Origin of the sequence: Duffyella sp. Ts4, from assembly GCF_051851875.1 — a bacterium.
Classification (GTDB): Bacteria; Pseudomonadota; Gammaproteobacteria; order Enterobacterales; family Enterobacteriaceae; genus Duffyella; species Duffyella gerundensis.
The window spans coordinates 1-25,019 of record NZ_JBLYPN010000014.1 but is presented as its reverse complement, the minus strand read 5'-3'; the positions used below and the strand labels follow the sequence as shown (position 1 = coordinate 25,019).

Genomic DNA, 25,019 nt, shown 5'->3' with positions numbered 1-25,019 from the left:
GCCGTTTGCACGGCGGTGAGCAGCATCAGAGATCGCTCTTTTTATGGAAGCCGTCAGCCACCACGGTGCTGTCGATGTTGGTTTTATCAACGGCGATCGGCTCCAGCAGCCAGGCGGGAACTTTTTTGCTGCCGTTATCGAGCGTGGCGTTGGATTTCGGCTGTTTGCCGTCGCCCAGTTCCACGGCGATCGTTGCGGCGTCGTTAGCCAGCTTGCTGATCGGCTTGTAGACGGTCATGGTCTGCGTGCCGTTGTTGATGCGTTTGATGGCGGCCAGATCGGCATCCTGTCCGGAGATCGCGACTTTGCCCGCCAGGCCTTGCGCGCTCAGCGCCTGAATCGCACCGCCCGCCGTCGCATCATTGGAGGCCACGACCGCATCAATTTTGTTGCCATTGGCGGTCAGGGCGTTTTCCATGATTTTCAGCGCGTTTTCCGGCAGCCAGGCGTCGACCCACTGATCGCCAACGATTTTGATTTTGCCGCTGTCGATCAGCGGTTTCAGCACTTTCATCTGGCCGTTGCGGAACAGGCGGGCGTTATTGTCCACTGGCGAGCCGCCCATCAGAAAATAGTTACCCTGCGGCACGCGCTGTACCAGACTTTGCGCCTGCATTTCGCCGACTTTTTCATTATCAAAAGAGATATAAAAATCGATATCGGCATTATTTATCATGCGGTCATAAGCCAGCACTTTAATTCCTTCACGTTTTGCTTCAGCAATAACGTTACTTAATACCTGACCGTTATAGGGAATAATCACCAGCACGTCGACACCGCGATTGATCATATTTTCAATCTGCGACATCTGCGTTTCTTCATTGCCGTTGGCCGACTGGACAAATACTTTAGCGCCAAGGGATTCTGCTTTTTTTACAAAAATATCGCGATCTTTTTGCCAGCGCTCAAGCCGCAAATCGTCGATGGCCATGCCAATCTTCACTTCTTTGGCCAGGCCTGCCTGGCTAACCAGCGCCAGTGCGGCGCAGAGGGCAAGCAACGTCGTTTTCATTTTCATTTTTATGACCTTCCAGGTTGAGGTAAGGGTAAAAACAGCCAGTGCGATAACAGGCTGATGAATTGTTATCGTTCAGTTTCCCGCCAGCAATTACAGATTTTCGTCTTGCGGTTATGTTTTTTGGTTTATTTAAAATTTTATGAAGTTGATCGGATTTTTATCTTTTTTAGCTCACCGTGTTGCGCAATTCTGTGAGGCGTTTTGCTGTGTTTTTTTCCTTTCCCCCTTTATTTTTTGCGAGCTGACGCACAATTAATAATTATCTCAACCTCAGTGTTAAATAACGTAATTGAGCGCGCTTTATTCCCTCACCACAATAATCTCACCTGCCGCTGAGCGTTCAGCTGCTTTATGGTTAAGGAGATAAACATGCAATCCTGGTTCGATCAGCTCGATCGCGTCCGTTATGAAGGAACGCAAAGCACCAATCCGCTGGCTTTCCGCCATTACAATCCCGATGAACTCGTGCTTGGCAAACGCATGGAAGATCATCTGCGTTTTGCCGCCTGCTACTGGCATACCTTCTGCTGGAACGGTGCTGACATGTTTGGCAGCGGCGCTTTTCAACGTCCGTGGCAGCAACCGGGTGATGCGCTGGAACAGGCAAAGCGCAAAGCGGATATCGCCTTCGAGTTTTTCCATAAGCTGAATGTGCCCTGGTATTGCTTTCACGATGTCGACGTGTCGCCGGAAGGGGATTCGCTGAAAAGCTATATCAATAATTTTGCCGCGATGACCGACGTGCTGGCGGAGAAACAGGCGCAAACCGGCGTGAAATTGCTGTGGGGCACCGCCAACTGCTTTACCCATCCGCGCTATGCCGCGGGCGCCGCCACTAATCCCGATCCGGAAATTTTTACCTGGGCGGCGACGCAGGTGTTCACGGCGATGAACGCCACCCATCGTCTTGGCGGAGAGAACTATGTGCTGTGGGGCGGTCGTGAAGGCTATGAAACGCTGCTTAACACCGATCTGCGCCAGGAGCGTGAGCAGCTGGGCCGCTTCATGCATATGGTGGTAGAGCAGAAGCATAAAATGGGCTTCCACGGCACCTTGTTGATTGAACCCAAGCCGCAGGAACCGACCAAGCACCAGTACGATTTTGATGTCGCGACGGTCTACGGCTTTCTGCAGCAATTTGGGCTGGAAAAAGAGATCAAGGTTAACGTCGAGGCGAACCACGCCACGCTGGCGAGCCACTCTTTCCACCATGAAATTGCCAGTGCCATTGCGCTGGGTATTTTTGGTTCGGTGGATGCCAACCGCGGCGATCCGCAGGTCGGCTGGGATACCGATCAGTTCCCTAACAGCGTTGAGGAAAATGCGCTGGTGCTGTATGAAATCCTCAAAGCGGGCGGCTTTACCACCGGCGGCCTGAATTTTGATGCCAAAGTTCGTCGACAGAGTATCGATAAATATGACCTTTTCTATGGTCATATTGGTGCCATGGATACCATGGCGCTGGCGCTGAAAGTGGCGGCGAGCATGATCGCGGATGGCGAGCTGGATCGTCGCGTAGCGCGCCGTTACAGCGGCTGGAACGGTGAGCTGGGCCAGCAAATCCTTAAAGGTGAACACTCGCTGGAGACGCTGGCGGCGTATGCTGCTGAGCAACATCTGGATCCACAGCCACAAAGCGGGCGTCAGGAGCAGCTGGAAAACCTGGTGAATCACTATCTTTTCGTAAAATAACGGAGCCGCTACCTATGTATATCGGGATCGATTTGGGCACTTCAGGTGTGAAAGTGGTGCTGTTGGATGAACACGGCGAACTGGTCGCCAGCCAGACGCAACCGCTGAGCGTGTCACGTCCACACCCGTTATGGAGTGAACAGGATCCCGAAAGCTGGTGGCAGGCCACCGACGGCGCGATGCGCGCGCTGGCGGCGGAGCAGGATCTCAGCCAGGTGCGCGCCATCGGTCTCAGTGGCCAAATGCATGGCGCCACCTTGCTCGATCATCAATTTAACGTGCTGCGTCCGGCTATTTTGTGGAACGACGGCCGCAGCGCGGCGCAGTGCCAGCAGCTTGAGCAAAGGGTGCCCGATTCCCGCACTATTACCGGCAATCTGATGATGCCAGGCTTTACCGCGCCGAAGCTGCTCTGGGTACAACAGCATGAACCTGAGCTGTTTTCCCGCATTGGTAAAGTGCTGTTACCCAAGGATTATCTACGCTGGCGCATGAATGGCGTCTGTGCCAGCGATATGTCTGATGCGGCGGGAACGCTGTGGCTGGATATGGCAAAGCGCGACTGGAGCGACGTCATGCTGGCCGCCTGCGGCTTAACGCGTCAGCAGATGCCCGCGCTGTTTGAGGGCAACCAGCCAACCGGCACGCTGCGGCCTGACATCGCCGCCGGGTGGGGAATGGGCGACGTTCAGGTGGTGGCCGGAGGCGGCGATAACGCGGCGGGCGCGGTTGGCGTGGGTATGGTCAACGTTGGCCAGGGTATGCTGTCGCTGGGCACATCTGGCGTCTACTTCCTGGTCAGCGACGGCTTTATGGCTAACCCCGCCTCGGCGGTGCACAGCTTTTGTCACGCGCTACCGCAGCGCTGGCATTTGATGTCGGTGATGCTCAGCGCAGCATCCTGTCTCGACTGGGCGGCCAAACTCACCGGCTGTGCTGATGTGCCGCAGTTGCTGGCGGAAGCACAGCAGGCGCAGGTGACGCTGCCGCCCATCTGGTTTCTGCCTTATCTTTCCGGCGAGCGCACGCCGCACAACGATCCCCAGGCTAAAGGCGTGTTTTTTGGTATGACGCATCAGCATGGCCGTGCCGAGCTGGCGAACGCGGTGCTGGAAGGCGTGGGCTACGCGCTGGCGCAGGGCATTGATGCGGTGCACGCCAGCGGCATTGCGCCGCGCAGCATCATGCTCATCGGCGGCGGCGCGCGCAGCGCATACTGGCGGCAAATGCTGGCAGATATCAGCGGCCAGACGCTGGATTTTTGCACCGGCGGCGACGTTGGTCCGGCACTGGGCGCTGCGCGCTTAGCAAGGCTGGCGATGACGCCGCAGGGCGATAGGGCCGCGCTGCTGCCGACGCTACCGCTGGAGCAGCGCCATCAGCCCGATGCCGATAAACATGCGAATTACCAGCGCAAGCGGGCGGTATTTGCCCAGCTTTATCAGCGGCTGGCACCGTTGATGCAGGAGCTGAAGGCGTGATATCGGGCGGCTCTTATCGGCCACTGACCGCACGCGCATAACGGCTCAGCCGGGCATGACGTAATGATGTCCGTTTTTGGTCTTCACGAACGGGCGAAGTGCGAGGATGATTGGTACAGGCAATCCTTACATGGAGTCCGACAATGTCCCACAGCGCACTGCTGGTCATTGATGTACAGTCGTCATTCTTTCACCGCGATTACTGGTGCGAAGACCATTTTCCCGCTTTTAAAGAGGCCGTCTCGCAGCTGATCGCGGGCTGTGAGGCGCGCAACGTGCCGGTGATCAACGTGCTGCATGCCGACGGCGACGGTCCTTTTGACCTTGCATCTGGCCTGGTCACGCCCATGCCGTTTCTGCAGCATGTGCCTGACGTCACCTTCTATAAGCGCGTGCATAACGCGCTGACCGAATCGGGCCTGCAACACTGGCTGCAACAGCAGAACATCACGCAGCTGATTGTGTGTGGCATACGCACCGAGCAGTGTTGCGAAACCACCGCGCGCGTGGCGGCCGATCTCGGCTATCAGGTGATATTTGTCACCGAAGCTACCCTGACGTTTCCTATGACGCATAACGGCATTACCCTCAGCGTCGCCGATCTTTTTCACCGCACTGAAACCGTACTGAATGGCCGTTTTGCCACGATTCATACGGTGGAGAGTGGCTTACAGGCGTTGTCATCATCATGAGCACGCCGGTCTGGATAGTGACCCTGCCCGGCGTCATGACGCTGGATCTCACCGGGCCTGCCGAAGCGCTACAGCTGGCGCAGGGACACTTTTCCCTGCGCTATATCGGGCCGCAGGAGAGCGTGATCACCTCCACCGACATGACCATCAGCCAGATTGCACCGCTGCCGGAAACTTTACCTGCGGGCAGTCTGTTGCTGCTGCCCGGCGCCAGCGATTCTCAGCGCTGGTTTGCCACGCCGCAGGCTCAACAGACGTCCCGCTGGTTGATGCGGCTGCAACCACAGATTCATAGCCAGGCGATCACACTGGTCTGTATCTGCTCCGGCGCGCTGCTGGCCGCCCGGGCGCGACTGCTGGATGGATTGCAGTGCACTACCCATCACGACGTGCTGGATCGGCTGCGTCAGGCGGCACCCGGCGCGCTGGTGAAAGAGAATCGGGTGTTTGTGGAAGATCGCGGCGTCTGGACCAGCGCCGGTATTACCGCGGGTATCGATCTGGCGCTACATCTGATCAATCGTCGGTGCGGCTCGCAGGTGGCGCTGGACGTGGCGCGGGAAATGGTGGTGTGGTTTCGCCGTTCAGGCGACGATCCGCAGCTGTCGCCCTGGCTGCGCTACCGTAATCATCTGCATCCGGCGATTCATCGTGCGCAGGATGCGCTGCTTCAGCAGCCGGAAGCGGGCTGGACGCTGCCGCAGCTGGCGGCACGCGCGCACGTCAGCGAGCGTCATCTTGCCCGACTGTTTCGCCAGCATTTGGGCATCAGCGTACGGGATTATCATGAGCAGCTGCGGCTGGCGATCGCCCGTCAGCGACTGCAACAGGGCGAGGGCGCTGAGCGTGCCGCGCAGGCGGCGGGTTTTTCCTCTTCGCGCCAGCTGCGTCGCGCCCACCAGCGCTGGGCCGACGATCAGCTAACAAAGTGACGTTTGTCGAGCTTTGCCAGTCCCATCGCCAGCAGCAGGCTGCCGCCCAGCGTGACGCCAAATATCCACGGAATATCGAGCAGCGGTCGTGACATATCATCCAGATGGCGGGTGCGCAGAAAGTGGATAAACAGCGCATGCAGGCCATAAATCGGCAATGAATAGCGTGAAATGGTTGCCAGCACCGGCAGCGGGCGCTGATTTAAACCGTTTTTGAACAGCACCATCAGGCTGATGGCGGCGATAAACACCAGCGGACCGCAGTAAAGATACCAGGTATCGGAGAAAGCGCCGTTGACGTGCAGCTCATGTTTAGTGCCCAGGGTAATGCCGATCACGCAGCCGATAAAGGCGAGACCGGCCAGTGCGCTGACGCCACGCTTTTGCGTTTCCATGGTGCCCACCGCGCGTCCGAGCAGGGCATAAAGCACGTAATAGAAGCTGTCGCCGCTGACGTAGAGATTCATCGGCAGCCAGTGAAAGGTGCCCACCGACTTGCTGACCGTATTGGGGTTCGCCAGCACCGCCAGCACCAGCACTAACACCAGCAAAAAAGGCGCGCTGACCTGTTTTACCTGAATCAGGGGCGACAGCAGATAAATGCCAATCAGCGCAAAAAAGAACCACAGGTGATAAAACACCGGCTTTTCCAGCAGCTTCATGATCGAGCGGCCCTCGCTGATCGGCGTCAGCCAGGTGATATAAATCAGCGATACCGCGCTGTAGAACAGCAGGCAGAGCACCAGACGCAGGAAATGGCGCCGCTGGGCGCTGCGGTCGCCGTAGAACAGAAAACCGGAAATCATAAAGAAAATGGGCACGCAGACGCGCGAGGCGGAGTTAAGCACGTTGGCCAGATCCCAGCTCTGTTCGCTGATTTTATTGCCGCCGGTAATGTACCAGGTGGTGGTGTGGATCATGATAACCATCATGCAGGCGACGGCGCGTAAATTGTCTATCCAGTTTATCTTTTGCTGCATGGCTCCCTCTTCGCCTTTTTGCGTGCGGCAAAGCGTAGCCAGACACGCGATGGACAACAAGCCTTGAGCGGCTGATTAAGAGAGATCTGTGGCCTTTTCGCCATAGAAAAAGCGGCGGAGGAGCCGCCCGATTTCCGGCTGCATATCCGGCGGTCAAAGGGTATACTGGCGCACACTTTTTTCATCCACCCCAATCGCGTGCGAAATTAATCAACATGCAAAAGTTTGATACCAAGACCTTTCAGGGCCTGATCCTGACCTTGCAGGATTACTGGGCACGTCAGGGCTGCACCATCGTCCAGCCACTGGATATGGAAGTGGGCGCTGGCACCTCACACCCGATGACCTGCCTGCGTGCGCTTGGCCCGGAGCCGATTGCCGCCGCTTATGTGCAGCCTTCACGCCGCCCGACCGACGGTCGCTACGGCGAAAACCCTAACCGCCTGCAGCACTATTATCAGTTTCAGGTGATCATCAAGCCTTCGCCAGATAACATTCAGGAGCTGTACCTCGGCTCACTGCAGGCGTTGGGACTGGATCCGACCATTCACGATATTCGCTTCGTGGAAGATAACTGGGAGAACCCGACGTTGGGTGCCTGGGGTCTGGGCTGGGAAGTGTGGCTGAACGGTATGGAAGTGACGCAGTTCACCTATTTCCAGCAGGTTGGCGGCCTTGAGTGCAAGCCAGTTACCGGCGAGATCACTTACGGTCTGGAGCGTCTGGCGATGTATATCCAGGGCGTGGACAGCGTTTACGATCTGGTCTGGAGCGACGGTCCGCTGGGTAAAACCACCTACGGCGATGTTTTCCATCAGAACGAAGTGGAGCAGTCGACCTACAACTTCGAATATGCCGACGTGGATTTCCTTTTCACCTGCTTCGAGCAGTATGAGAAAGAAGCGCAGACCCTGCTGGCGCTGGAAAAACCACTGCCGCTGCCAGCCTATGAACGCATTCTGAAAGCCGCGCACAGCTTTAACCTGCTGGACGCGCGCAAAGCGATCTCGGTTACCGAGCGCCAGCGCTACATTCTGCGTATTCGTACCCTGACCAAAGCCGTGGCTGAAGCCTATTACGCCTCCCGCGAGGCGCTGGGGTTCCCGATGTGCAACAACAAGAAATAAGAGGCAGCCATGACTGATAAAACTTTTCTGGTGGAGATCGGCACCGAAGAGCTGCCGCCAAAAGCGCTGCGTAATCTGGCCGAATCGTTCGCCGCGCATTTTACCGCCGAGCTGGATGCTGCAAATCTCGCCCACGGCGAGGTGACCTGGTATGCGTCGCCGCGCCGTCTGGCGCTGAAAGTTGCGCAGCTCAGCGCCGCGCAGCCAGACAGTGAAGTAGAAAAACGGGGTCCGGCGATTGCCGCCGCGTTTGATGCCAGCGGTGCGCCAACCAAAGCGGCCGAAGGCTGGGCGCGCGGTTGCGGTATTACCGTTGATCAGGCCGATCGCCTGAAAACGGACAAAGGCGAATGGCTGGTGTGGCGTGCCCATGTCAAAGGCAATGCGGCGCAGGCGCTGCTGCCGGCGATGGTGAACACCGCGTTGAGCAAGCTGCCGGTACCTAAACTGATGCGCTGGGGCGATTCCGACGTGCAGTTTGTGCGTCCGGTGCACACCGTGACGCTGCTGCTGGGCGACGAGCTGCTGGAGGCGACCGTGCTGGGTGTTGCCTCGGCGCGCACCATTCGCGGCCACCGTTTTATGGGCGAAGCGTCATTCACGCTCGACCACGCTGACCACTATCCGCAGATGCTGCTGGAGCGTGGTAAAGTGCAGGCGGATTACGACGCGCGTAAAACGCAGATCAAAGCGGACGCCGAAGCGGCTGCACGTCAGATTGGCGGCACCGCCGATCTCAGCGACAGCCTGCTGGAAGAGGTCACCTCGCTGGTGGAGTGGCCGGTGGTATTAACGGCGACCTTTGAAGAGAAGTTTCTTGCTGTACCGGCCGAGGCGCTGGTCTACACCATGAAGGGTGACCAGAAATATTTCCCGGTCTACGACGCCGACGGCAAATTGCTGCCGCACTTCATTTTTGTCACCAACATCGAATCGAAAGATCCGCAGCAGATTATCTCCGGTAATGAAAAAGTGGTGCGTCCACGTCTGGCGGATGCGGAGTTCTTCTTTAATTCCGACCGCAAAAAACGTCTGGAAGATCATCTGCCGCGCCTTTCCACCGTGCTGTTCCAGAAGGAACTTGGCACGCTGCGCGATAAAACCGATCGCATTCAGGCGCTGGCGGGCTGGATTGCCGGTGAGATTGGCGCCGATGTGAATCACGCCACGCGTGCTGGCCTGCTCAGCAAGTGCGATCTGATGACCAACATGGTGTTCGAGTTTACCGATACGCAGGGCGTGATGGGCATGCACTATGCACGTCACGACGGCGAAGCAGAAGATGTAGCGGTGGCGCTGAACGAGCAGTATCAGCCGCGTTTTGCCGGTGACGATCTGCCATCGAATCCAGTGGCCTGCGCACTGGCGATCGCCGATAAAATGGATACCCTGGCGGGCATCTTCGGCATTGGCCAGCATCCAAAAGGCGATAAAGACCCGTTTGCGCTGCGTCGTGCCGCGCTTGGCGTGCTGCGCATTATCGTCGAGAAAAATCTGCCGCTGGACCTGCAAACCCTGACCGAAGAAGCGGTGCGCCTCTACGGCAGTAAGCTGAGCAATGGCAAGGTGGTGGATGAGGTGATCGACTTTATGCTCGGTCGTTTCCGCAGCTGGTATCAGGAAGAGGGCCACAGCGTCGACACGCTGCAGGCGGTGCTGGCGCGTCGTCCAACCCGTCCGGCTGATTTCGATGCGCGCATGAAGGCGGTCTCGCACTTCCGCACGCTGGATGCCGCAGCCGCGCTGGCCGCTGCCAACAAACGTGTCTCCAACATTCTGGCGAAGTCGACTGAAACGCTGAACGACAGCGTGCAGGCGTCACTGCTGAAAGAGAATGAAGAGATTCAGCTGGCGACTTTTGTGACCGCGCTGAGCAGCAAGCTGCAGCCGCTGTTTGCCGAAGGGCGCTATCAGGATGCGTTAAGCGAACTGGCCCAGCTGCGTGAAGCGGTGGATAACTTCTTCGACAAAGTGATGGTCAATGCGGACGATCCGGCGGTGCGGATTAACCGCCTTACCCTGTTGGCTAAGCTGCGCGCGCTGTTCCTGCAGGTAGCGGATATTTCGCTGCTGCAGTAATTTTGCCGCAACATCAGCAGTAAAAAGGGCGACGTGAGTCGCCCTTTTTTTATGGCTTTCAGGCGGTGCCGGGCGGCACGGTGCGTGCAAAGCTTTCCCGCTGGAACATCTTTTCCGCCAGTTTCACCAGCGCCGGGCGATCGACGCACCAGTTCGGCGCCACGCGACGAAAGTTAAGAAAACCGATGGCGCAGGCGGTGGCGATATCCGCCAGGTTTAACTCGCTGCCGTTCAGCACCTCCCCGGCGTTGGCCGCGCGCTCCAGTGCATCCAGCCCGTACTGAATCTTTTGCCGCTGGCGAACCAGCACATCCGCTGACTGCATTTCCGGCGGACGCATCTGTTCACGCACGATGACCGCCGCGGCGTCGCAGACACCGTCAGCCAGCGCTTCGAGCTGGCGCACCTGCAACGCCGTCAGCGCATCGTGCGGCAGCAGCGTGGGCGACGGATTCTGATGCTCAAGCCAGGCGGCAATGATCGGCGAGTCAAACCAGGTCGTGCCGTCGGCAACCAGCGCCGGCACTTTACCCAGCGGGTTGTACTCGGTGACCTTGCTCTCTTCATGCCACGGCGATTCGTTCACAAACTCAAAGGTAATGCCCTTTTCCAGCAGGATAACCGAAATCTTGCGCACGTAAGGGCTGGTATAACTGCCGATCAATTTCATGTGGTTCCCCCGCTAGCAGTGGTTCGCAGGCTAATCGCCTGGAAAGAGAAAAGGATTCAGACTGCTGCGCGCAAAGCCTTCCTGCTCCATGCGCGCATCCAGCACCAGCGACGCGAGATCGTCGGCGACCGGCTCAACCGCCGGGTTTTTCTCCTGGTAAAACATCTTCAGGTAAGTGCCACAGTCGCCGCAGCTTTCCGCCTTGATCGCCGAGCGTTCCGCATCCAGCGACCAGTAGTGCAGATTGCGGGTTTGCTCGCAGTTGCTGCAGCGGGCGTGCGCCACATGCCATTCACTTTCACACAGGTTGCAGTGCAGATAGCGCAGGCCTTCCGGCTGTTCTGCCATATGGATCACGCTGGAGACCGGCACGCTGGCGCACACCGGACAGAACTGGCGCTGCTCGCCGCTCTCGACGTGGGCGTTACCCGGAATCAGGGCCGCCATTTGCGCCCAGTACACCGACAGCGCCGCCCAGATGAACGGCGATTTATCGCTGCTGACCTGAGCAAAATCGTGATTGAGCAGACTGTCGGCCATCGCTTCCAGCTCGGGTACCGACGCCTTTTCGAGATTTTCCAGCACCGCCAGCGCCTGGCCGCTCATCTCCGGCTTCAGTTCGGCAATCAGCGAGTGTAGCAGGCGCTGCCAGTGCGCATCGCGCGGCAGGGAGCGGATATCCAGCGGCGGTTTACCCAGACGATCGCTCTCCACCAGCCGGGCGTGCATGTTCATCTGCAACGGATGATCGTAGAGGATGATCTCCTGAGCCTGCGCAATCACCGCGGCAAAGCGCAGGTAATCGCCCAGCGGATTTTTTTCCGCCAGCTGGCGCAGACGGCCAGCGCGGCGGCTGTAAAGGTGCTTCAAACGTGGAAACAGCAGCGGCGGAATGGCTTCTGGGGCTGGCTTATCGCTTCGCTCCAGCGCGGACTGCGGGATGATGCGAATAGTCATCGGTTATCCTGTTAAGAAAAGGGCGGCAACAGGGCAGCGGTAACAGGCGACTGCCCAAGGGATACTTACCTGATGATAGCAGCCCATAACCGACTCTTCTGCCTGAAATTAGCGCCAGTACGCATCGTCGTTGCGTTAAACCTGCCGTGCTGCCAGCCCGCGGATAGCGCCGCTACGCATTGCGCGGGTGGCTAAACAGGTTCAAACTTGCCGAATAATTTCTTATGACAGGCGGCACGCTGTGCCGCGCAGGATCCCCGTGAAACAGAATGACAGGCTCTCCGTCGATAACGCCGCGGCGCATATCGGCGTCGCGCAAACGCAGGTCTGGCAGCGCGATGCGCTGGCGGAGGCTCAGACCGACTGGCTGGCGGATGAAGTACCGGTCGCGCTGGTTTACAACGGTATTTCTCATGTGGTGATGATGTCGACGCCAAAGGATTTGGAAGCCTTTGCCATCGGCTTTTCGCTGTCGGAAGGGATTATCGACGCGCCCGGCGACATTTACGGCATGGACGTGGTGCCTGACTGTAACGGCATCGAAGTGCAGCTTGAGCTTTCCAGCCGACGTTTTATGGCATTAAAAGCCCAGCGGCGTGCCATGGCGGGTCGCACCGGCTGTGGCGTGTGCGGCGTGGAACAGCTGAATGACATTGGCAAGCCGATCGCGCCGCTGCCGTTTACCCAGACGTTCGATCTTGCACGGCTGGATGAGGCGTTGCACCAGCTGAAAACCTTCCAGCCGGTGGGACAGCTCACCGGTTGTACGCACGCCGCCGCGTGGATGGATCCGCAAGGTGAACTGGTCGGCGGCTGTGAAGATGTGGGACGCCATGTCGCGCTGGATAAGCTGCTGGGATACCGCAGCCAGCAAGGCTGGACGCAGGGCGCGGTGCTGGTGTCCAGCCGCGCCAGCTACGAGATGGTGCAGAAATCGGCAATGTGCGGCGTGGAGATTTTATTCGCCGTTTCCGCCGCTACCCGGCTGGCGGTCGAGGTCGCAGAGCGCAGCAATCTGACGCTGGTCGGTTTCAGCAAGCCTGGCCGCGCGACCGTGTATTCGCATCCGCAACGTTTACGCTAACACGACTTCAGGCAGCGCCTGCGTTAAGGCAGCCAGCGCGGCGCCGTGCTCTTTTGCCGCGGCGCTATCGGTGATCAGTAGCGTCACCGCCGCGGGCGCCGCGTACTGCATGCGGCTGATGACGCCGAGCTTGCTGCGATCGGCCAGCAGAATCAGCTGGCTGGCCTGCTCAGTCATGGCGCGTGCAATGGCCGCTTCATGCGGATAAAAACTGGTGGCACCGGCGTTTGCCTCAATGCCCACCGGCGACAGCAGCGCCACATCGGCGCGAAAGCGGTGTATCTCGCCGACGGTGATGTCGCCGCGCGTCTGCTGGGCGCCCGCCATCATCGATCCTCCCAGTAAAATCACCTCGTTGCTGAGCGTATCGCGCTCCTCGCCCTGACTTAACGCCAGCGCCGCCTGCAGGCTGTTGGTAATAATGGTCAGGCCGCTCATGGTGCGCAGCGCCTCTGCCAACAGCGTGGTGGTGCTGCCCGCATCCAGAAACACCGTTTGCCCGGAATGCAGCCGCTGCACGGCGGCCTGCGCAATTGCGCGCTTTTCCCGTGCCATGACCGCGCTGCGCACGCGCAACGGCGGCTCGGCGGCACCCTCCAGTGCGACCAGCCCGCCGTGTACGCGACGGGCGACGCCCTGCGCCTCCAGTTCAATGATGTCGCGGCGAGCGGTTTCCCGCGACACACCTAACTCGGTGATGATGCGTTCAGTGCTGACCTGATGCAACGTGGTCAACAGCGCGCGAATACGATGTAAGCGGGTTTCCTGCAGCATGATGTTCCCGATCGGCAAGGGATAAATGAACAGGCTTAGTCTACCTGAGTCAGCGACGCTATGTTTTGTGTAATTTATTGCATTTGTGTATTTGGTTGCATTTGTCTGAAAAATAGCCATGATAAAAGGGTCGATGTTTATCCTGCCTCTGGGCGATCACGCTTTTCGCAACGGGAGTTACCATGGCCACACGCTCCACCATTATGGATACCAACAGTTTTCGGGCAGAAGATGCCGCCGCGCTGGATGCGGATGTGCGCGCGCTGACCGATAAGCGCAGCAAAGTGCTTGGCGAATCCTATCGCCTGTTTTATCGAAAACCGGTTCATCTGGTGCGCGGCAAAGGCCAGTATTTATGGGACGCTGCCAGTGATAAATATCTCGATGTTTACAACAATGTAGCCAGCATTGGCCACTGTCATCCAGCGGTGATCGAGGCGGTGCATCAGCAGATGATGCAGCTCAATACGCACACTCGTTATCTGCACGAGGGCATTCTGGATTACTCGGAGGCGCTGCTGGCCACCCTGCCATCGGCGATCGATCGGGCCATGTATATGTGTACCGGCTCTGAAGCGAATGACCTGGCGATCCGCGTGGCACGAGCGTACAGCGGCGGCACCGGCATTATCGTCAGCCAGGAAGCGTATCACGGCACCAGCGATCTGACGTCGGGTGCCTCGCCGGCACTCGGCAGCGGACAACCGCTGGCGGCGACCACACGCCTGGTGCTACCGCCGGATGCGTATCGCGTCAACGCGCCCAACCTCGGCAGCTGGTTCGCCGATCAGATTCAGCAGCAGATTGATGACATGGCAGCGCACGGCATTAAGTTTGCCGGTTTCCTGGCAGATTCGATTTTCTCCTCCGACGGCGTGCTGCCAAATCCGCCGGGCTTCCTGCAACAAGCGGTTGAGGTGGTGCATCGCAACGGCGGTATTTTTATCGCCGACGAAGTGCAGCCAGGTTTTGCCCGCACCGGCGACACCTTCTGGGGATTTGCCCGTCACGGCGTGGTGCCCGATATCGTTACCACCGGCAAACCGATGGGCAACGGCATTCCGGTCTCTGGCCTGCTGGCAAAAAGCAACGTGCTGGCCGCCTTTAGCGACGACATTCCCTACTTCAACACCTTTGGCGGTAATCCGGTGGCGATGGCGGCTGCGCAGGCGGTGTTAACGGTGATTAAAGAAGAGAATTTGCAGGAGCACAGCCGCGTCGTTGGCGCGCAGCTGCTGGCTGAGCTGCGCACGCTGATGGACAAATATGCCTGTGTGGGCGATGTACGCGGTGCCGGGCTGTTTATCGGTTTTGAGCTGGTGACCGACAGGGAGAGTAAAACGCCGGACAAGACGCTGGCGCTGAACCTGATTGAGAAGCTGCGCGAAAACCGCGTGCTGACGTCGGTGGCGGGGCCGTATGGCAATGTGCTGAAACTGCGTCCGCCAATGGCGTTTCAGGTGCAGGATATTGACTGGCTGGTGGGTGCGCTGGATCGTTCGCTGGCGGCATTAACCCAGGGGCGTTAGCGGGCGATTTTTGTGCCGCTTATGCAGTCGCGTCAAACCCTTAGCATTAATGGGGCATTGATTGGCCTTTTCCCGATCAATTATTTAACTATAATGATCCGACTGCTTACGCGGTGCTCACCTGATGACAAGCACCGTCCAAACCCTCAATGGAGACGATGAACATGAGTTATTCACTGCCATCCCTGCCTTATGCATATGATGCACTGGAACCGCACTTCGACAAGCAGACGATGGAAATCCATCACACCAAACACCACCAGACCTACGTTAACAACGCTAACGCAGCGCTGGAAGGTACCGAATTCGCTGACCTGCCGGTTGACGAGCTGATCACTAAACTGGATCAGCTTCCGGCTGACAAGAAAACCGTACTGCGCAACAACGCGGGCGGCCACTCTAACCACAGCTTCTTCTGGAAAGGCCTGAAAATCGGCACCACCCTGCAGGGCGATCTGAAAGCCGCCATCGAAAAAGATTTCGGCAGCGTGGAAAAATTCCAGGAAGAGTTCGAGAAAGCCGCAGCAACCCGTTTCGGTTCAGGCTGGGCGTGGCTGGTTAAGAAAGGCGACAAGCTGGCGGTGGTGTCCACTGCAAACCAGGACAGCCCGCTGATGGGCGAAGCGATCTCTGGCGCGTCAGGCTTCCCGATTGTTGGCCTGGACGTGTGGGAACACGCTTACTACCTGAAATATCAGAACAAGCGCCCGGATTACATCAAGGCGTTCTGGAACGTAGTAAACTGGGACGAAGCAGCAGCACGTTTCGCTTCCGCTAAGTAATTTCTCCCGCTTACGCGTGTGAATAAACCGGTGGCTTTGGCCGCCGGTTTTTTTATGGCTACAGCGGGCACAATGTCGATTCACTGCGGTCATTTATCGCTTGTTGAGCTGGCGTTTAATTAAAACCACTGGATCAGACATTTCGCCTGAAGGGCATTAACACTTCGTTGATAGTGACGGAAATAAAATAGGTCATCAATCCTGTTCTACAGAAGATGCCATTATGTCACTTATTACGACACACGCTGCTGCTGAAACCTCAACCTCATTATTTAAACAGCTGATGCTGGGTAACATCGTTCCGGATAAGCTGTGGCTTTGTCGTCGCTTTCGCGCCAAATTTTTGCTGCGCTCGCTGGTTTTTCCCGTTACCACGGTAAAGTACATGCGCCAGTTTTCGACCTTACCCGATATGGCGCAGGCACTGTCAATTCAGGGATTACTACCGGCTAAACCGCACCGTCCCTACCTCTACGCAGGGCTTAGCGTGGCCGGGCGCGCCGCCGCCATTACCGATCATTATCGTTTTTTGAGCCAGATGAAGGATGGCCTGTTACAACAGCAGCTGCAAAGCGCCACGGCCACGGTGATGGCTCAGCTGTTGGGACGGCAGGAAGAGTCGATTACGCTGCAGTGCGCGCCGGGACGCTTCGATCGCGAAGGCGAAGTTACACTGGAACTGTTATTTAATCAGGCGGTTATTGCATCGCTCTCTTTTTCGCTAATTAATAAATCCGGTGTGAAAACATTATTAATTGGCGGATTACAGGGGCCGCGTAAACATATTTCCAGCGAGGTAATTAAAGAGGCGACTAAAGCGTGCCACGGCTTATTTCCCAAGCGCGTATTAACCGAGGCGTTGTTTATTATCAGTGAGCGCTGCGGCATGGCGCAAATTATGGCGGTGAGCGAAGAGACCCATGTTTTCCGTAGCCTGCGTTATCGCCACAGTAAAAGTGATTACTTTCATGCCAGCTACAGCGAGTTCTGGCTGTCAATTGGCGGTGAGCGCCAGGCCGATGGTCTTTACCGGCTGCCTGCGCGGCTGGAACGCAAAACGCTGGACGCGATCGCCAGCAAAAAGCGCGCTGAGTATCGCCGTCGTTATCAGCTGCTGGATGAGCTGCAACAGCAGGTGCGTGCAGGTCGGCAGCACCTGCTGTAATCGCGGTTAACCGGCGCGTTGCGGCCGCTGCGCCTCCAGCCACGGCTGTAACGCATCAGCGATAAACGGGCGAGAGAAATAGTAGCCCTGCGCCTGATCGCAGCCATAATGCAACAGCAGCTGCGCGGTCTCTTCGTCTTCCACACCTTCCGCCAGCACCTGATAATCCAGCGCCTTCAACATGCTGATAATGCTGCGGGCGATGATGCGCGAGCCGCTGTCGTTGAGCAGGCCGCTGATTAACTGGCGGTCGAGCTTGATGATATCCAGTGGCATCTGGCGTAAATAACTAATGTTACTGTAACCGGAACCAAAATCATCGAGCGAGAGGCAGAAGCCGCGCAGCTTGAGCATGTCCATACCGTGCAGTGCCGCCTTACTGTCGTTGATTTTCTCGGTTTCCAGGCATTCAATTCCGAGCATGTTGGTCGGCAAGCCTGCCTGCAGGATGCGCTCTTCGAGACGATCGGCAAAATCCGGCTGCGACAGATCGCTGGCACAGATATTAATCGACACCGGCAGGAAGATGCCCTGGTCATGCCACGTTTTCAACTGCCGCAACGCCTGCTCAATCACCCAGTTGGTGATCTCGCCAATCAGGCTGGTCTGTTCCGCCAGCGGCAGAAACATCGCCGGTGGAATTTCCCCTTTCTGCGGGTGATGCCAGCGAATCAACGCTTCAAGGCCAATAATGGTGCTGTTTCGCAGATCGACCTTTGGTTGATAAACCAGATAGAGACCGGAACCGCCGCGCAGCGCCAGCGCCAGTTCGTTCAGCAGGCGAAAGTCGTCGCTGTGCTGCTGGTCAATCTGACCATCGTAACCCTGCCACGGCACGCCAAGCGCCACGGCGTTATGCAGCGCGCTCACCGCCCGGCGGTAAACTTCCTGCGTGCTGATGGTGCCTGGCAGAAAGTAGGTTTCGCCGACGTGCATTTGCAGATCGACCAGAATATCGCTGGTGAGCTGCGCGCGCTGGCCACGGATCCGTTCGGCAATCGCGGCGGTGGTTAATGGATGCGTATCGTCGAGCAGCAGTGCAAAGCGGCCGGTGGCGTTGGCGTAAATATTCTCAACGCCGGGCAGCAGCTGATGCAGCATCAGGGTGAGATCCTGCAGCAGGTTATCGACCACCGCGACGCCGAGCGAACGGGTCATCTCCCAGGCACGGGGCACATCCAGGCAGTCGATCAGAATCAGGCGGTGCGCGTTACTGGCGTTGCTGGCGAGCTGTTCGATATCGCGCAGCAGCGCCTGACAGTTTGGCAGGCTGGTGATGGCATCGGTAAACCCGGCGCTGTGCCAGGTTTCCAGATAGTGCGTGGCCATACGCGCCAGCTTTTGCAGCGTCTCTGCCTGTTCGCTGGAGAAGTCATGCGGTTGGCTGTCGGTTACGCAGAGCGTGCCGAGTACGTCGCCGCTGAGGGTTTTCAGCGGTGCGCCAGCATAAAAACGGATAAAAGGCGCGCCCAGTGTCAAACGATGGCTGCTGAAACGCGGATCCAGCGTGGTATCCGGCACCACCACTACACAATCGCTGTCCACCGCATAACGGCAAAATGAATCCTGTCGCGGGGTCGTGTTTAACTCAAAGCAGCAGCTCGCTTTTATATATTGGTGTTCGTCATCCAGCACGGAAATAAAACTGCCGGGAATATTAAGTGCCCGTCCGGTTAACTCCACAAAAGATTGCAGAAACGCATCGCGGGTCAGATCGGCCTTTTTTAATACGTCCTGCGTTAAATTACGCGCTTTGTGATTATTGTTAACGGTGATAAGCATAATTGTTGACTCTTATATTCTCCGACAAAGCGAAGCTTTTCCTGTTATTTGAAGTAGTTGCAGATTTTGCATTTTTGCAGGAGTGCATTGTCTGCCACGACTGGGCTCAGCGCAGTGTGGCTGGAGAGGCCAGCATACGCTGTGGCAACGCTTTTGACCATCTGCATTTAAACGGTTAACGATAAAATAAATAATAATCACGCGGTGAATAAATAGATTTTAAACCGAAGGAGTGGCCGCAGGTAAATAAACGTCAGCGATTTTTTGTTGCAACATAATAACCGTGAAGCACGATTGTCATATTTGAGTTAACGATCCGGTCGTTAATAGCATTAACCTTATTTTCATTGCGCAATGTTATTTAAATCAAATTTTGTTAAGCCGATAAAAGCGGCGCGATAAAATCGTATATTAAGTAAGGCTGATGATATTAACGACTGGAGCAGCGGGGCAAAGATAACAGCGGCAGTAATGAACCTGTGCGGCGGGCGCACAGGTTTACCCGAAATGCGGACTCAGAACGCCTTTTTAGCGTAGCCGGTCATTTCGGTCAGGCCCATCTCACGTCCCAGCGCGGTCATCGGATGAACCACGATCAGGCCACGGGCCGTTTTCTTCAGCGTGCCCATATCGGCCTGCTCTTTTTTGGTGATGGCACGGCTGAACGGCATCTGCTGCAGCTTCTGTGCTTCTTTGCTCAGCTTCTGCACGCGAACGCCTTTGAGGCGTTCAATTTCAGCCAGCAGCTTATCTTTCTCTCTCAGCAGCTCGCCCAGCTTTTCGGCATCGCCCGCGTCGAGCAGCGGCTGCTCTTTATGATTCAGGGCGTCGAGCTGGTCGCTCAGACGTTTGATTTCAGCTTTTTCCTGCTCTTTCATGTTGACCACTCATTCGTTGACTGCGGCAAAGGATACACGAAAAGCGGCCGCGATGCGCATCAGCGACCCGCTTCTTTCCATATGCCCTTAGCTGCCAGGTTTTTTGAACGTCTGCTTCAGGCTGATGCGTGAAATGAGCTCGGTCAGCGACAGCACCATGGTGGAGCGTACTACCTGCTGATAACGCTGCTGCTGCATTGCGCGCAGCATCTCGTCATCGCCCGAGAGGGCAGGGGCCTGCGGCCAGGCAGCCACGCAGTGCAGTTCGCCAAAGGGTCCGAGGATCTCATCATCCACAAAGCGATAGTCGCTGTGATCGTGATTCAGCTCCTCACGCAGCGCCATTAGCAGTTCGCAATCTTCATATTCGCCACGACTGATAATGCCCAGGCCGTAAATCAGCTTCAGGCGCACCGACAGCTCGCCAAGCGGGCCATCGCCCAGCAGCAGCGGTTCGACGGCATATTTTACCGCGTAATCATCCTTGCGAAAAACCTGAAGCACCAGCCCGTTGACGGCTTCACTGAGCAGATCCACCGCCGCGATCAGGAAGCTTCGCACCGAGCGACCGGCGTTCAGGCGTTCAAGCACCTGGTTTTCAAAAGCTTGCTTCTCTTCCATTGTGGCCTGCGTATCTGTCGTGACGCTAATGGGCACGGTGTCACCGTGCCCTTGCTGCCGTGCGGTAAAAAGTCTCTGCATCAGGCGGTAGCGTTATACGCCTTTACCGCTGCGCTGACCACTTCACTTTGCGCATCGAGGCCGGAAATCTGTGCCAGCGTGGCCTGCACGCCCTGTTTTTCCAGCAGCGTGGCCAGTTCCTGCGCCTGCGGATCCTGATCGCTACGATAGTGCAGGGCGGCGGCAATGCCTTTGACCAGATTGTCGTGCGGCAGCTGATATTCCAGCGTGCCGAGCGTCGGCTTGATCAGGCGATCGCCCGCGCTGAGCTTACGCAGCGGCTGACGGCCCACGCGCTCAACGTCATCTTTCAGGTAAGGATTTTCAAAGCGGCTAAGGATTTTCTGAATGTAGGCAGCATGCTTCTCTGCATCAAAGCCGTAGCGCTTGATCAGCACCGCGCCGCTCTCTTCCATTGCGCCCTGAACCACCGCGCGAATCTGACCATCCAGAATGGCATCACGAATGGTTTGATGACCCGCCTGCTGACCCAAATAGGCGGTGATCGCGTGGCCGGTGTTAAGAGTGAACAGCTTGCGCTCAACAAAGGCCATCAGGTTATCGGTCAGCTCCATGCCGGCAATCGCCGGTGGCTCGCCAACGAACTGGGTTTTATCGACGATCCACTCGCTGAAGGTTTCCACCGTGACTTCCAGCGGATCGCTGCTGTCAGCTGCGGACGGTGGCACAATGCGATCCACGGCGGAATCCACAAAGCCAATGTTCGCCTCCAGCCAGCTGTGATACTGCTCTGGCAGCGCCTTCAGCACATGCTGTTTCAGCTGACTGGTGCCGCGCACCATATTTTCGCAGGCGATGATATTCAGCGGGCGTGCGTTGCCTTCTTCGTGGCGTTTAATCAGGCCTTTGGCCACGCTGGCTGCAATGCGCTCAAGGATTTGCGGGCCTACCGCGGTGGTCAGCAGATCCACCTCGGCGATTAGATCGATGATCTCATCGCTGGTGCTGTTCACCGCGCTGACGTTACGTACCGTCTCCACCTTCGCCTGCTCGCCGACAACATGTACCGGATATTCATGGCGGGCGTTAAGCGCATCAAGCACTGCCTGATTCACGTCGGCAAACACCAGCTCAACGCCGGCATCCGCCAGCAACTTGCCAATAAAACCGCGGCCAATGTTACCGGCACCAAAATGCAAAGCTTTCATAATTTTCTCGACCCTTCTAATGACAATGGGGCGGGCACACCCGACCCGAAACGGGGCCGGGCATACCAGCCCCAGGGAAAATTCAGTGCGATCAGGCTTTCGTGGTGCTGCCCGAGAGCAGATCCAACACTTCCTGCACGCTGGTTGTTGAGGCAAGGCGCTCAATCACGCTGTCATCGTCAAGCGCATTGGTCAGGCTGGTAATGACCTGAATGTGCTCGTTATTACGAGCGGCAATGCCAATAACCAGACGGGCAATGTCATCTTCATCTTCGCCGAAACGCACGCCCTGCGGATACTGACAGAACACCACGCCGGTTTTTAGCACGCGATCTTTGGCTTCCACGGTGCCGTGCGGCACGGCAATGGATTCGCCAAGATAGGTTGGCGTCAGTTTTTCACGCTCCAGCATCGCCTCAACGTATTCCGGCTGCACGTAGCCGCCTTTCACCAGCTGTTCGCCAGCAAAGCGAATGGCCTGCTCTTTATGCGTAGCGGAAAGGCCGAGGAAGACGTTGTTTTCGCCCAGCTTAAACAGGTGTGCGTTGCTGGTATCGTAACTGTCGCTCAGCGCGCTGTTAACCTTTTCGCGATGCCCGGCGCTGCGGCTTGCATCAACCAGACGCTGCGTCAGGTTGTTGTAAAGGTTGCTGTCGAGGAAGTTATTCAGCGAAATGTGCTGGGCCTGGGGTGCCTGACGCATTGCACGCTCGGTGAGATCGCGATGGGTAATCACGATATCCACGTCGCCGGGCAGGGCGTTGATGGCGGTGTTCGTGACCGAAATCAGCGTCAGTCCTGCGTCCTGCACTTTCTTACGCAGCACGCCGGCACCCATGGCGCTGGAACCCATGCCCGCGTCGCAGGCCACGATGATTTTACGCACGTGGCTCAGGTCGCCATTCATCGCATCAGCCGATGCAGGCACAGCGGCGGTGCCGGCCTGGCCTTTGGACTGCGCTTTCATGTCATGCATACGCTGCGTTGCTGCTTCGATATCGTCTTCGTCTTTCACCTTGCTGGTTTTCAGCAGAATGGCAGAAACCACGAAGGAGACCGCAAAGGCGGCGGCAATCGCTGCAATATTGGCGAAGTAGGCGCCTTTTGGCGTCATCGCCAGCACCGCGAGGATAGAACCCGGTGAGGCAGGAGAAACCAGACCACCGTTCAGCAGCGTCAGCGTAAACACGCCGGTCATGCCGCCAAGAATTACCGCCAGCAGCAGGCGTGGGCTCATCAGCACATAAGGGAAGTAAATTTCGTGGATACCTCCGAGAAAGTGGATGATTGCCGCGCCGCCAGCAGACTGTTTCGCGCTGCCACGACCAAAGAACATGTAGGCCATCAGCACGCCCATACCTGGGCCCGGGTTCGCTTCGATCAGGAAGAAGATCGATTTGCCCGCTTCGCTCGCCTGCTGAATGCCCAGCGGTGAGAAAATACCGTGGTTGATGGCGTTGTTCAGAAACAGGATTTTTGCCGGTTCGACAAAGATTGAGGTCAATGGCAGCAGGTTATTCTGCACCATCAGGTTAACGCCAGCCGCCAGAACGTGCGACAGGCCTTCAACCAGCGGACCAATGGCGAGGAACGCCAGGATAGCCATCAGCATGCCGATAATGCCAGCGGAGAAGTTGTTGACCAACATCTCAAAGCCGCTTTTGATTTTGCCGTCGATAACGCGGTCAAAGCTCTTAATCGCCCAGCCGCCCAGCGGGCCTGCAATCATCGAACCGAGGAACATTGGCATGTCGGCGCCGACGATCACGCCCATGGTGGTAATGGCACCCACCACACCGCCACGATCGCCACCGACCAGCCGACCACCGGTGAAGCCGATCAGCAGCGGCAGCAGGTAGGTGATCATCGGACCCACCAGCTTCGCCAGCGTTTCGTTTGGAATCCAGCCGGTTGGAATAAACAGCGCGGTGATGATGCCCCATGCGATAAACGCACCGATATTTGGCATCACCATATTACTCAGAAAGCGACCAAAGCTTTGTACTTTGACCTTCACTGATGAGGACATAGAACTCACCCCTTAATTGGTACGCGCTGACCAGTCAGGGAGCGCGCTATTTTTGTTGAGACATGACGGCAAAGAGCCGTTCAGCTGTATGCAGGCGGACTCTAGCACGCCAAATTGTTGCTGCGTAGTGAGGTGGCCATGTGTGATCCAGATCACGCAGTTAGGCGGGGGATGGGGGTATTTTTAGTGACTTGGATCACAAAAAAGAGGCGGCTGACTGATGTTTTGTCTGCAAATCAATCAGGGAATGGCCTTTTATGTGATCTTTATCACACCATCAAAAGCAGCACTTGTTGCATAAATGTGATATTGATCACAATCTTTTTTTGGTCAAAAATGCGGCAGATCACACTTCTTTTGTGGAAGAGACGTAAAGCAACACAGGATGAAAGTTCGGACCAGAGAAAACAGGGGATGACGAACGTCATCCCCGAAAGGCATTACTGCCAGGTACCCTGCACGGCGGCTTGCGCCTGCGGCAGCGCCTGAGCTTTGGCCGCCAGGTTGCTCATTAAGGTGTTGTACTGCGTGGCCTGATCCTGCGTCGGGAACTGCACGCCATTGTTATCAAAGGAAACGCGCGTACCCTGCTGCTGCAGGAAATCACCGGTTTGTACTGCCTGCTGGCTCAAATCCTGCAGCGAAGGCAGCAGAGGAATCAGCGCATTAGCGGGCTGAGTCACCACTTTGTTATAGACGTTGTTGTAAACCGTTTTGAGATCGTCTGGCTGCTTCAGTGCGGCTTTGCTGCTGTCTGCCTGCATTTTGGCGCTTTGAATCTGCTGGGTCAGCACGTTCAGCGAACCGCTTGCCTGACGCAGCGCATCACGACGGGTCAGATAATCCTGCGGTACACGGATTGCCGCCAGCTCATCAACAACCGGCTTCATGCCGTTATCAACGGCCTTATTCACTTCCTGAGCAAAACCATAAATGATGGCGTAATCACCCGCATAAGGGCCAAAACGCTGTTTTTGGTCTTCGCTCAGACCGGGCAGATGTTCACCGCTGCGCATCACGGTATTTTGCAGAAAATCGATAAAGGCTTTCCGTTGATCGCCTTCTTTATCGCCGCAACCCACCAGTTGTAGGGCGAAAAAAAGTACGGCCAACGGCATAAAAAAACGGGTCCAGACGCGGGAAATTCCTGACGTCATAGCTGCAACTCCTGTCAGTGAAAGGGAATTTTACTGCTTTTGATTAGTGGTACTAAAGCATAGAGGGACGGGAGAGGTTTGTGCAAGCGGAGTCGGTGCGCGGTGGGCAGCCTTTTTGTCTTGCAGACGGGCCGTTTGAGGTTAAGGTCAAGGTCAAAGACCTTTTCGTTCTGCCTGAAGGCAGCCCGGGCAGGGCCAGGTCAAAGGCCATTTCGTACAGGCTAAAGCCTGCCCGAGCAGGGCCGGCAGTCGCCCCGGCCCTGCACCCGCGCTATCCGGCAAACACAATCGCCCACTTCGTGGGTACCCTCAGCAAAAGCGTTTTCCTGACGGACCGGACGCGATTCGCTCCTGCTCAGCG

At 57.0% G+C, this 25,019-nt stretch carries 21 protein-coding genes; 10 read left to right on the top strand and 11 right to left on the bottom strand.

The window, feature by feature from the left end; translation table 11 throughout:
• Positions 1–25: 25 nt before the first annotated feature.
• Positions 26–1,018 (bottom strand): D-xylose ABC transporter substrate-binding protein, encoded by a 993-nt coding sequence (xylF, locus tag ACJY2L_RS16650; protein ID WP_067434852.1) that lies wholly within the window; start codon positions 1,016–1,018, stop codon positions 26–28.
• Positions 1,019–1,387: 369 nt separating this feature from the next.
• Here xylF and xylA point away from each other — a divergent pair, with 369 nt between their 5' ends.
• The 4 genes from xylA to ACJY2L_RS16630 all read left to right on the top strand — a co-directional run bounded on the left by xylA (position 1,388) and on the right by ACJY2L_RS16630 (position 5,815).
• Positions 1,388–2,710 carry a xylose isomerase gene (gene xylA / locus ACJY2L_RS16645; protein WP_439213952.1) on the top strand — a complete coding sequence of 441 codons (1,323 nt, stop codon included), beginning with the start codon at positions 1,388–1,390 and terminating at the stop codon, positions 2,708–2,710.
• A gap of 14 nt (positions 2,711–2,724) precedes the next feature.
• On the top strand, positions 2,725–4,191 hold the full coding sequence (gene xylB / locus ACJY2L_RS16640) for a xylulokinase (RefSeq protein WP_439213953.1): 1,467 nt from the start codon (positions 2,725–2,727) through the stop codon (positions 4,189–4,191).
• 143 nt (positions 4,192–4,334) lie between these two features.
• Positions 4,335–4,883 carry an isochorismatase family protein gene (locus tag ACJY2L_RS16635; protein ID WP_439213954.1) on the top strand — a complete coding sequence of 183 codons (549 nt, stop codon included), beginning with the start codon at positions 4,335–4,337 and terminating at the stop codon, positions 4,881–4,883.
• Positions 4,880–5,815 carry a GlxA family transcriptional regulator gene (locus tag ACJY2L_RS16630; protein WP_187488374.1) on the top strand — a complete coding sequence of 312 codons (936 nt, stop codon included), beginning with the start codon at positions 4,880–4,882 and terminating at the stop codon, positions 5,813–5,815. The genes ACJY2L_RS16635 and ACJY2L_RS16630 overlap by 4 nt, the downstream gene beginning before the upstream one ends.
• Here the strand turns inward: ACJY2L_RS16630 and ACJY2L_RS16625 are convergent.
• Positions 5,800–6,795, bottom strand: a complete 996-nt coding sequence (locus tag ACJY2L_RS16625; RefSeq protein WP_439213955.1) for an acyltransferase — start codon at positions 6,793–6,795, stop codon at positions 5,800–5,802. The two genes, ACJY2L_RS16630 and ACJY2L_RS16625, sit on opposite strands and share 16 nt — an antisense overlap.
• 215 nt (positions 6,796–7,010) lie before the next feature.
• Between ACJY2L_RS16625 and glyQ the strand changes: the two genes are divergently transcribed.
• Together glyQ and glyS are read left to right on the top strand one after the other, a co-directional pair.
• Positions 7,011–7,922, top strand: coding sequence for a glycine--tRNA ligase subunit alpha (glyQ, locus tag ACJY2L_RS16620; RefSeq protein WP_067434835.1), 912 nt, complete (start codon positions 7,011–7,013; stop codon positions 7,920–7,922).
• Between the two features lie 9 nt (positions 7,923–7,931).
• Positions 7,932–10,001 carry a glycine--tRNA ligase subunit beta gene (gene glyS / locus ACJY2L_RS16615; RefSeq protein ID WP_439213956.1) on the top strand — a complete coding sequence of 690 codons (2,070 nt, stop codon included), beginning with the start codon at positions 7,932–7,934 and terminating at the stop codon, positions 9,999–10,001.
• Between the two features lie 58 nt (positions 10,002–10,059).
• Here the strand turns inward: glyS and ACJY2L_RS16610 are convergent, their stop codons facing one another.
• Both ACJY2L_RS16610 and fdhE read right to left on the bottom strand, forming a co-directional pair.
• Positions 10,060–10,671 (bottom strand): glutathione S-transferase, encoded by a 612-nt coding sequence (locus ACJY2L_RS16610; protein WP_439213957.1) that lies wholly within the window; start codon positions 10,669–10,671, stop codon positions 10,060–10,062.
• A gap of 30 nt (positions 10,672–10,701) precedes the next feature.
• Positions 10,702–11,628 (bottom strand): formate dehydrogenase accessory protein FdhE, encoded by a 927-nt coding sequence (gene fdhE / locus ACJY2L_RS16605; RefSeq protein WP_067434826.1) that lies wholly within the window; start codon positions 11,626–11,628, stop codon positions 10,702–10,704.
• A gap of 304 nt (positions 11,629–11,932) precedes the next feature.
• Between fdhE and fdhD the strand changes: the two genes are divergently transcribed.
• Positions 11,933–12,712 (top strand): formate dehydrogenase accessory sulfurtransferase FdhD, encoded by a 780-nt coding sequence (gene fdhD / locus ACJY2L_RS16600; protein WP_439214030.1) that lies wholly within the window; start codon positions 11,933–11,935, stop codon positions 12,710–12,712.
• On the opposite strand, the gene ACJY2L_RS16595 is transcribed toward fdhD, so the two are convergent.
• Positions 12,704–13,486, bottom strand: a complete 783-nt coding sequence (locus tag ACJY2L_RS16595) for a DeoR/GlpR family DNA-binding transcription regulator (RefSeq protein WP_439213958.1) — start codon at positions 13,484–13,486, stop codon at positions 12,704–12,706. The genes fdhD and ACJY2L_RS16595 overlap by 9 nt on opposite strands.
• A gap of 182 nt (positions 13,487–13,668) precedes the next feature.
• Between ACJY2L_RS16595 and ACJY2L_RS16590 the strand changes: the two genes are divergently transcribed.
• The 3 genes from ACJY2L_RS16590 to ACJY2L_RS16580 all read left to right on the top strand — a co-directional run bounded on the left by ACJY2L_RS16590 (position 13,669) and on the right by ACJY2L_RS16580 (position 16,962).
• Positions 13,669–15,015 carry an aspartate aminotransferase family protein gene (locus ACJY2L_RS16590; RefSeq protein WP_439213959.1) on the top strand — a complete coding sequence of 449 codons (1,347 nt, stop codon included), beginning with the start codon at positions 13,669–13,671 and terminating at the stop codon, positions 15,013–15,015.
• Between the two features lie 164 nt (positions 15,016–15,179).
• Positions 15,180–15,797, top strand: a complete 618-nt coding sequence (gene sodA / locus ACJY2L_RS16585; RefSeq protein WP_439213960.1) for a superoxide dismutase [Mn] — start codon at positions 15,180–15,182, stop codon at positions 15,795–15,797.
• Between the two features lie 223 nt (positions 15,798–16,020).
• Entirely contained in the window at positions 16,021–16,962 is a 942-nt protein-coding gene (locus ACJY2L_RS16580; protein ID WP_439213961.1) for a VirK/YbjX family protein, read from the top strand.
• Between the two features lie 6 nt (positions 16,963–16,968).
• Here ACJY2L_RS16580 and ACJY2L_RS16575 read toward each other — a convergent pair whose 3' ends face one another.
• From ACJY2L_RS16575 to ACJY2L_RS16550, 6 genes are all read right to left on the bottom strand, one after another.
• A complete protein-coding gene (locus ACJY2L_RS16575) occupies positions 16,969–18,744 on the bottom strand; it encodes a sensor domain-containing phosphodiesterase (RefSeq protein ID WP_439213962.1) in 1,776 nt (591 codons plus the stop codon).
• A 515-nt stretch (positions 18,745–19,259) separates the two neighbouring features.
• Positions 19,260–19,622, bottom strand: coding sequence for a YibL family ribosome-associated protein (locus ACJY2L_RS16570; protein ID WP_067434808.1), 363 nt, complete (start codon positions 19,620–19,622; stop codon positions 19,260–19,262).
• 87 nt (positions 19,623–19,709) lie between these two features.
• Positions 19,710–20,243: an MltR family transcriptional regulator gene (locus ACJY2L_RS16565; protein WP_067435593.1), complete on the bottom strand. Its 534-nt coding sequence runs from the start codon at positions 20,241–20,243 to the stop codon at positions 19,710–19,712.
• Positions 20,244–20,323: 80 nt separating this feature from the next.
• A complete protein-coding gene (gene mtlD / locus ACJY2L_RS16560) occupies positions 20,324–21,472 on the bottom strand; it encodes a mannitol-1-phosphate 5-dehydrogenase (RefSeq protein ID WP_067434805.1) in 1,149 nt (382 codons plus the stop codon).
• Between the two features lie 91 nt (positions 21,473–21,563).
• On the bottom strand, positions 21,564–23,501 hold the full coding sequence (locus tag ACJY2L_RS16555) for a PTS mannitol transporter subunit IICBA (RefSeq protein ID WP_067434802.1): 1,938 nt from the start codon (positions 23,499–23,501) through the stop codon (positions 21,564–21,566).
• A 440-nt stretch (positions 23,502–23,941) separates the two neighbouring features.
• On the bottom strand, positions 23,942–24,658 hold the full coding sequence (locus ACJY2L_RS16550) for a DUF3053 domain-containing protein (protein WP_067434799.1): 717 nt from the start codon (positions 24,656–24,658) through the stop codon (positions 23,942–23,944).
• Positions 24,659–25,019: the final 361 nt, after the last annotated feature.

Bases quoted from the DNA above. Each gene is read 5' to 3' on its own strand.
- xylF (WP_067434852.1), bottom strand. From the start codon at position 1,018: ATGAAAATGAAAACGACGTTGCTTGCCCTCTGCGCCGCACTGGCGCTG.
- xylA (WP_439213952.1), top strand. From the start codon at position 1,388: ATGCAATCCTGGTTCGATCAGCTCGATCGCGTCCGTTATGAAGGAACG.
- xylB (WP_439213953.1), top strand. From the start codon at position 2,725: ATGTATATCGGGATCGATTTGGGCACTTCAGGTGTGAAAGTGGTGCTG.
- ACJY2L_RS16635 (WP_439213954.1), top strand. From the start codon at position 4,335: ATGTCCCACAGCGCACTGCTGGTCATTGATGTACAGTCGTCATTCTTT.
- ACJY2L_RS16630 (WP_187488374.1), top strand. From the start codon at position 4,880: ATGAGCACGCCGGTCTGGATAGTGACCCTGCCCGGCGTCATGACGCTG.
- ACJY2L_RS16625 (WP_439213955.1), bottom strand. From the start codon at position 6,795: ATGCAGCAAAAGATAAACTGGATAGACAATTTACGCGCCGTCGCCTGC.
- glyQ (WP_067434835.1), top strand. From the start codon at position 7,011: ATGCAAAAGTTTGATACCAAGACCTTTCAGGGCCTGATCCTGACCTTG.
- glyS (WP_439213956.1), top strand. From the start codon at position 7,932: ATGACTGATAAAACTTTTCTGGTGGAGATCGGCACCGAAGAGCTGCCG.
- ACJY2L_RS16610 (WP_439213957.1), bottom strand. From the start codon at position 10,671: ATGAAATTGATCGGCAGTTATACCAGCCCTTACGTGCGCAAGATTTCG.
- fdhE (WP_067434826.1), bottom strand. From the start codon at position 11,628: ATGACTATTCGCATCATCCCGCAGTCCGCGCTGGAGCGAAGCGATAAG.
- ACJY2L_RS16595 (WP_439213958.1), bottom strand. From the start codon at position 13,486: ATGCTGCAGGAAACCCGCTTACATCGTATTCGCGCGCTGTTGACCACG.
- ACJY2L_RS16590 (WP_439213959.1), top strand. From the start codon at position 13,669: ATGGCCACACGCTCCACCATTATGGATACCAACAGTTTTCGGGCAGAA.
- sodA (WP_439213960.1), top strand. From the start codon at position 15,180: ATGAGTTATTCACTGCCATCCCTGCCTTATGCATATGATGCACTGGAA.
- ACJY2L_RS16580 (WP_439213961.1), top strand. From the start codon at position 16,021: ATGTCACTTATTACGACACACGCTGCTGCTGAAACCTCAACCTCATTA.
- ACJY2L_RS16575 (WP_439213962.1), bottom strand. From the start codon at position 18,744: ATGCTTATCACCGTTAACAATAATCACAAAGCGCGTAATTTAACGCAG.
- ACJY2L_RS16570 (WP_067434808.1), bottom strand. From the start codon at position 19,622: ATGAAAGAGCAGGAAAAAGCTGAAATCAAACGTCTGAGCGACCAGCTC.
- ACJY2L_RS16565 (WP_067435593.1), bottom strand. From the start codon at position 20,243: ATGGAAGAGAAGCAAGCTTTTGAAAACCAGGTGCTTGAACGCCTGAAC.
- mtlD (WP_067434805.1), bottom strand. From the start codon at position 21,472: ATGAAAGCTTTGCATTTTGGTGCCGGTAACATTGGCCGCGGTTTTATT.
- ACJY2L_RS16555 (WP_067434802.1), bottom strand. From the start codon at position 23,501: ATGTCCTCATCAGTGAAGGTCAAAGTACAAAGCTTTGGTCGCTTTCTG.
- ACJY2L_RS16550 (WP_067434799.1), bottom strand. From the start codon at position 24,658: ATGACGTCAGGAATTTCCCGCGTCTGGACCCGTTTTTTTATGCCGTTG.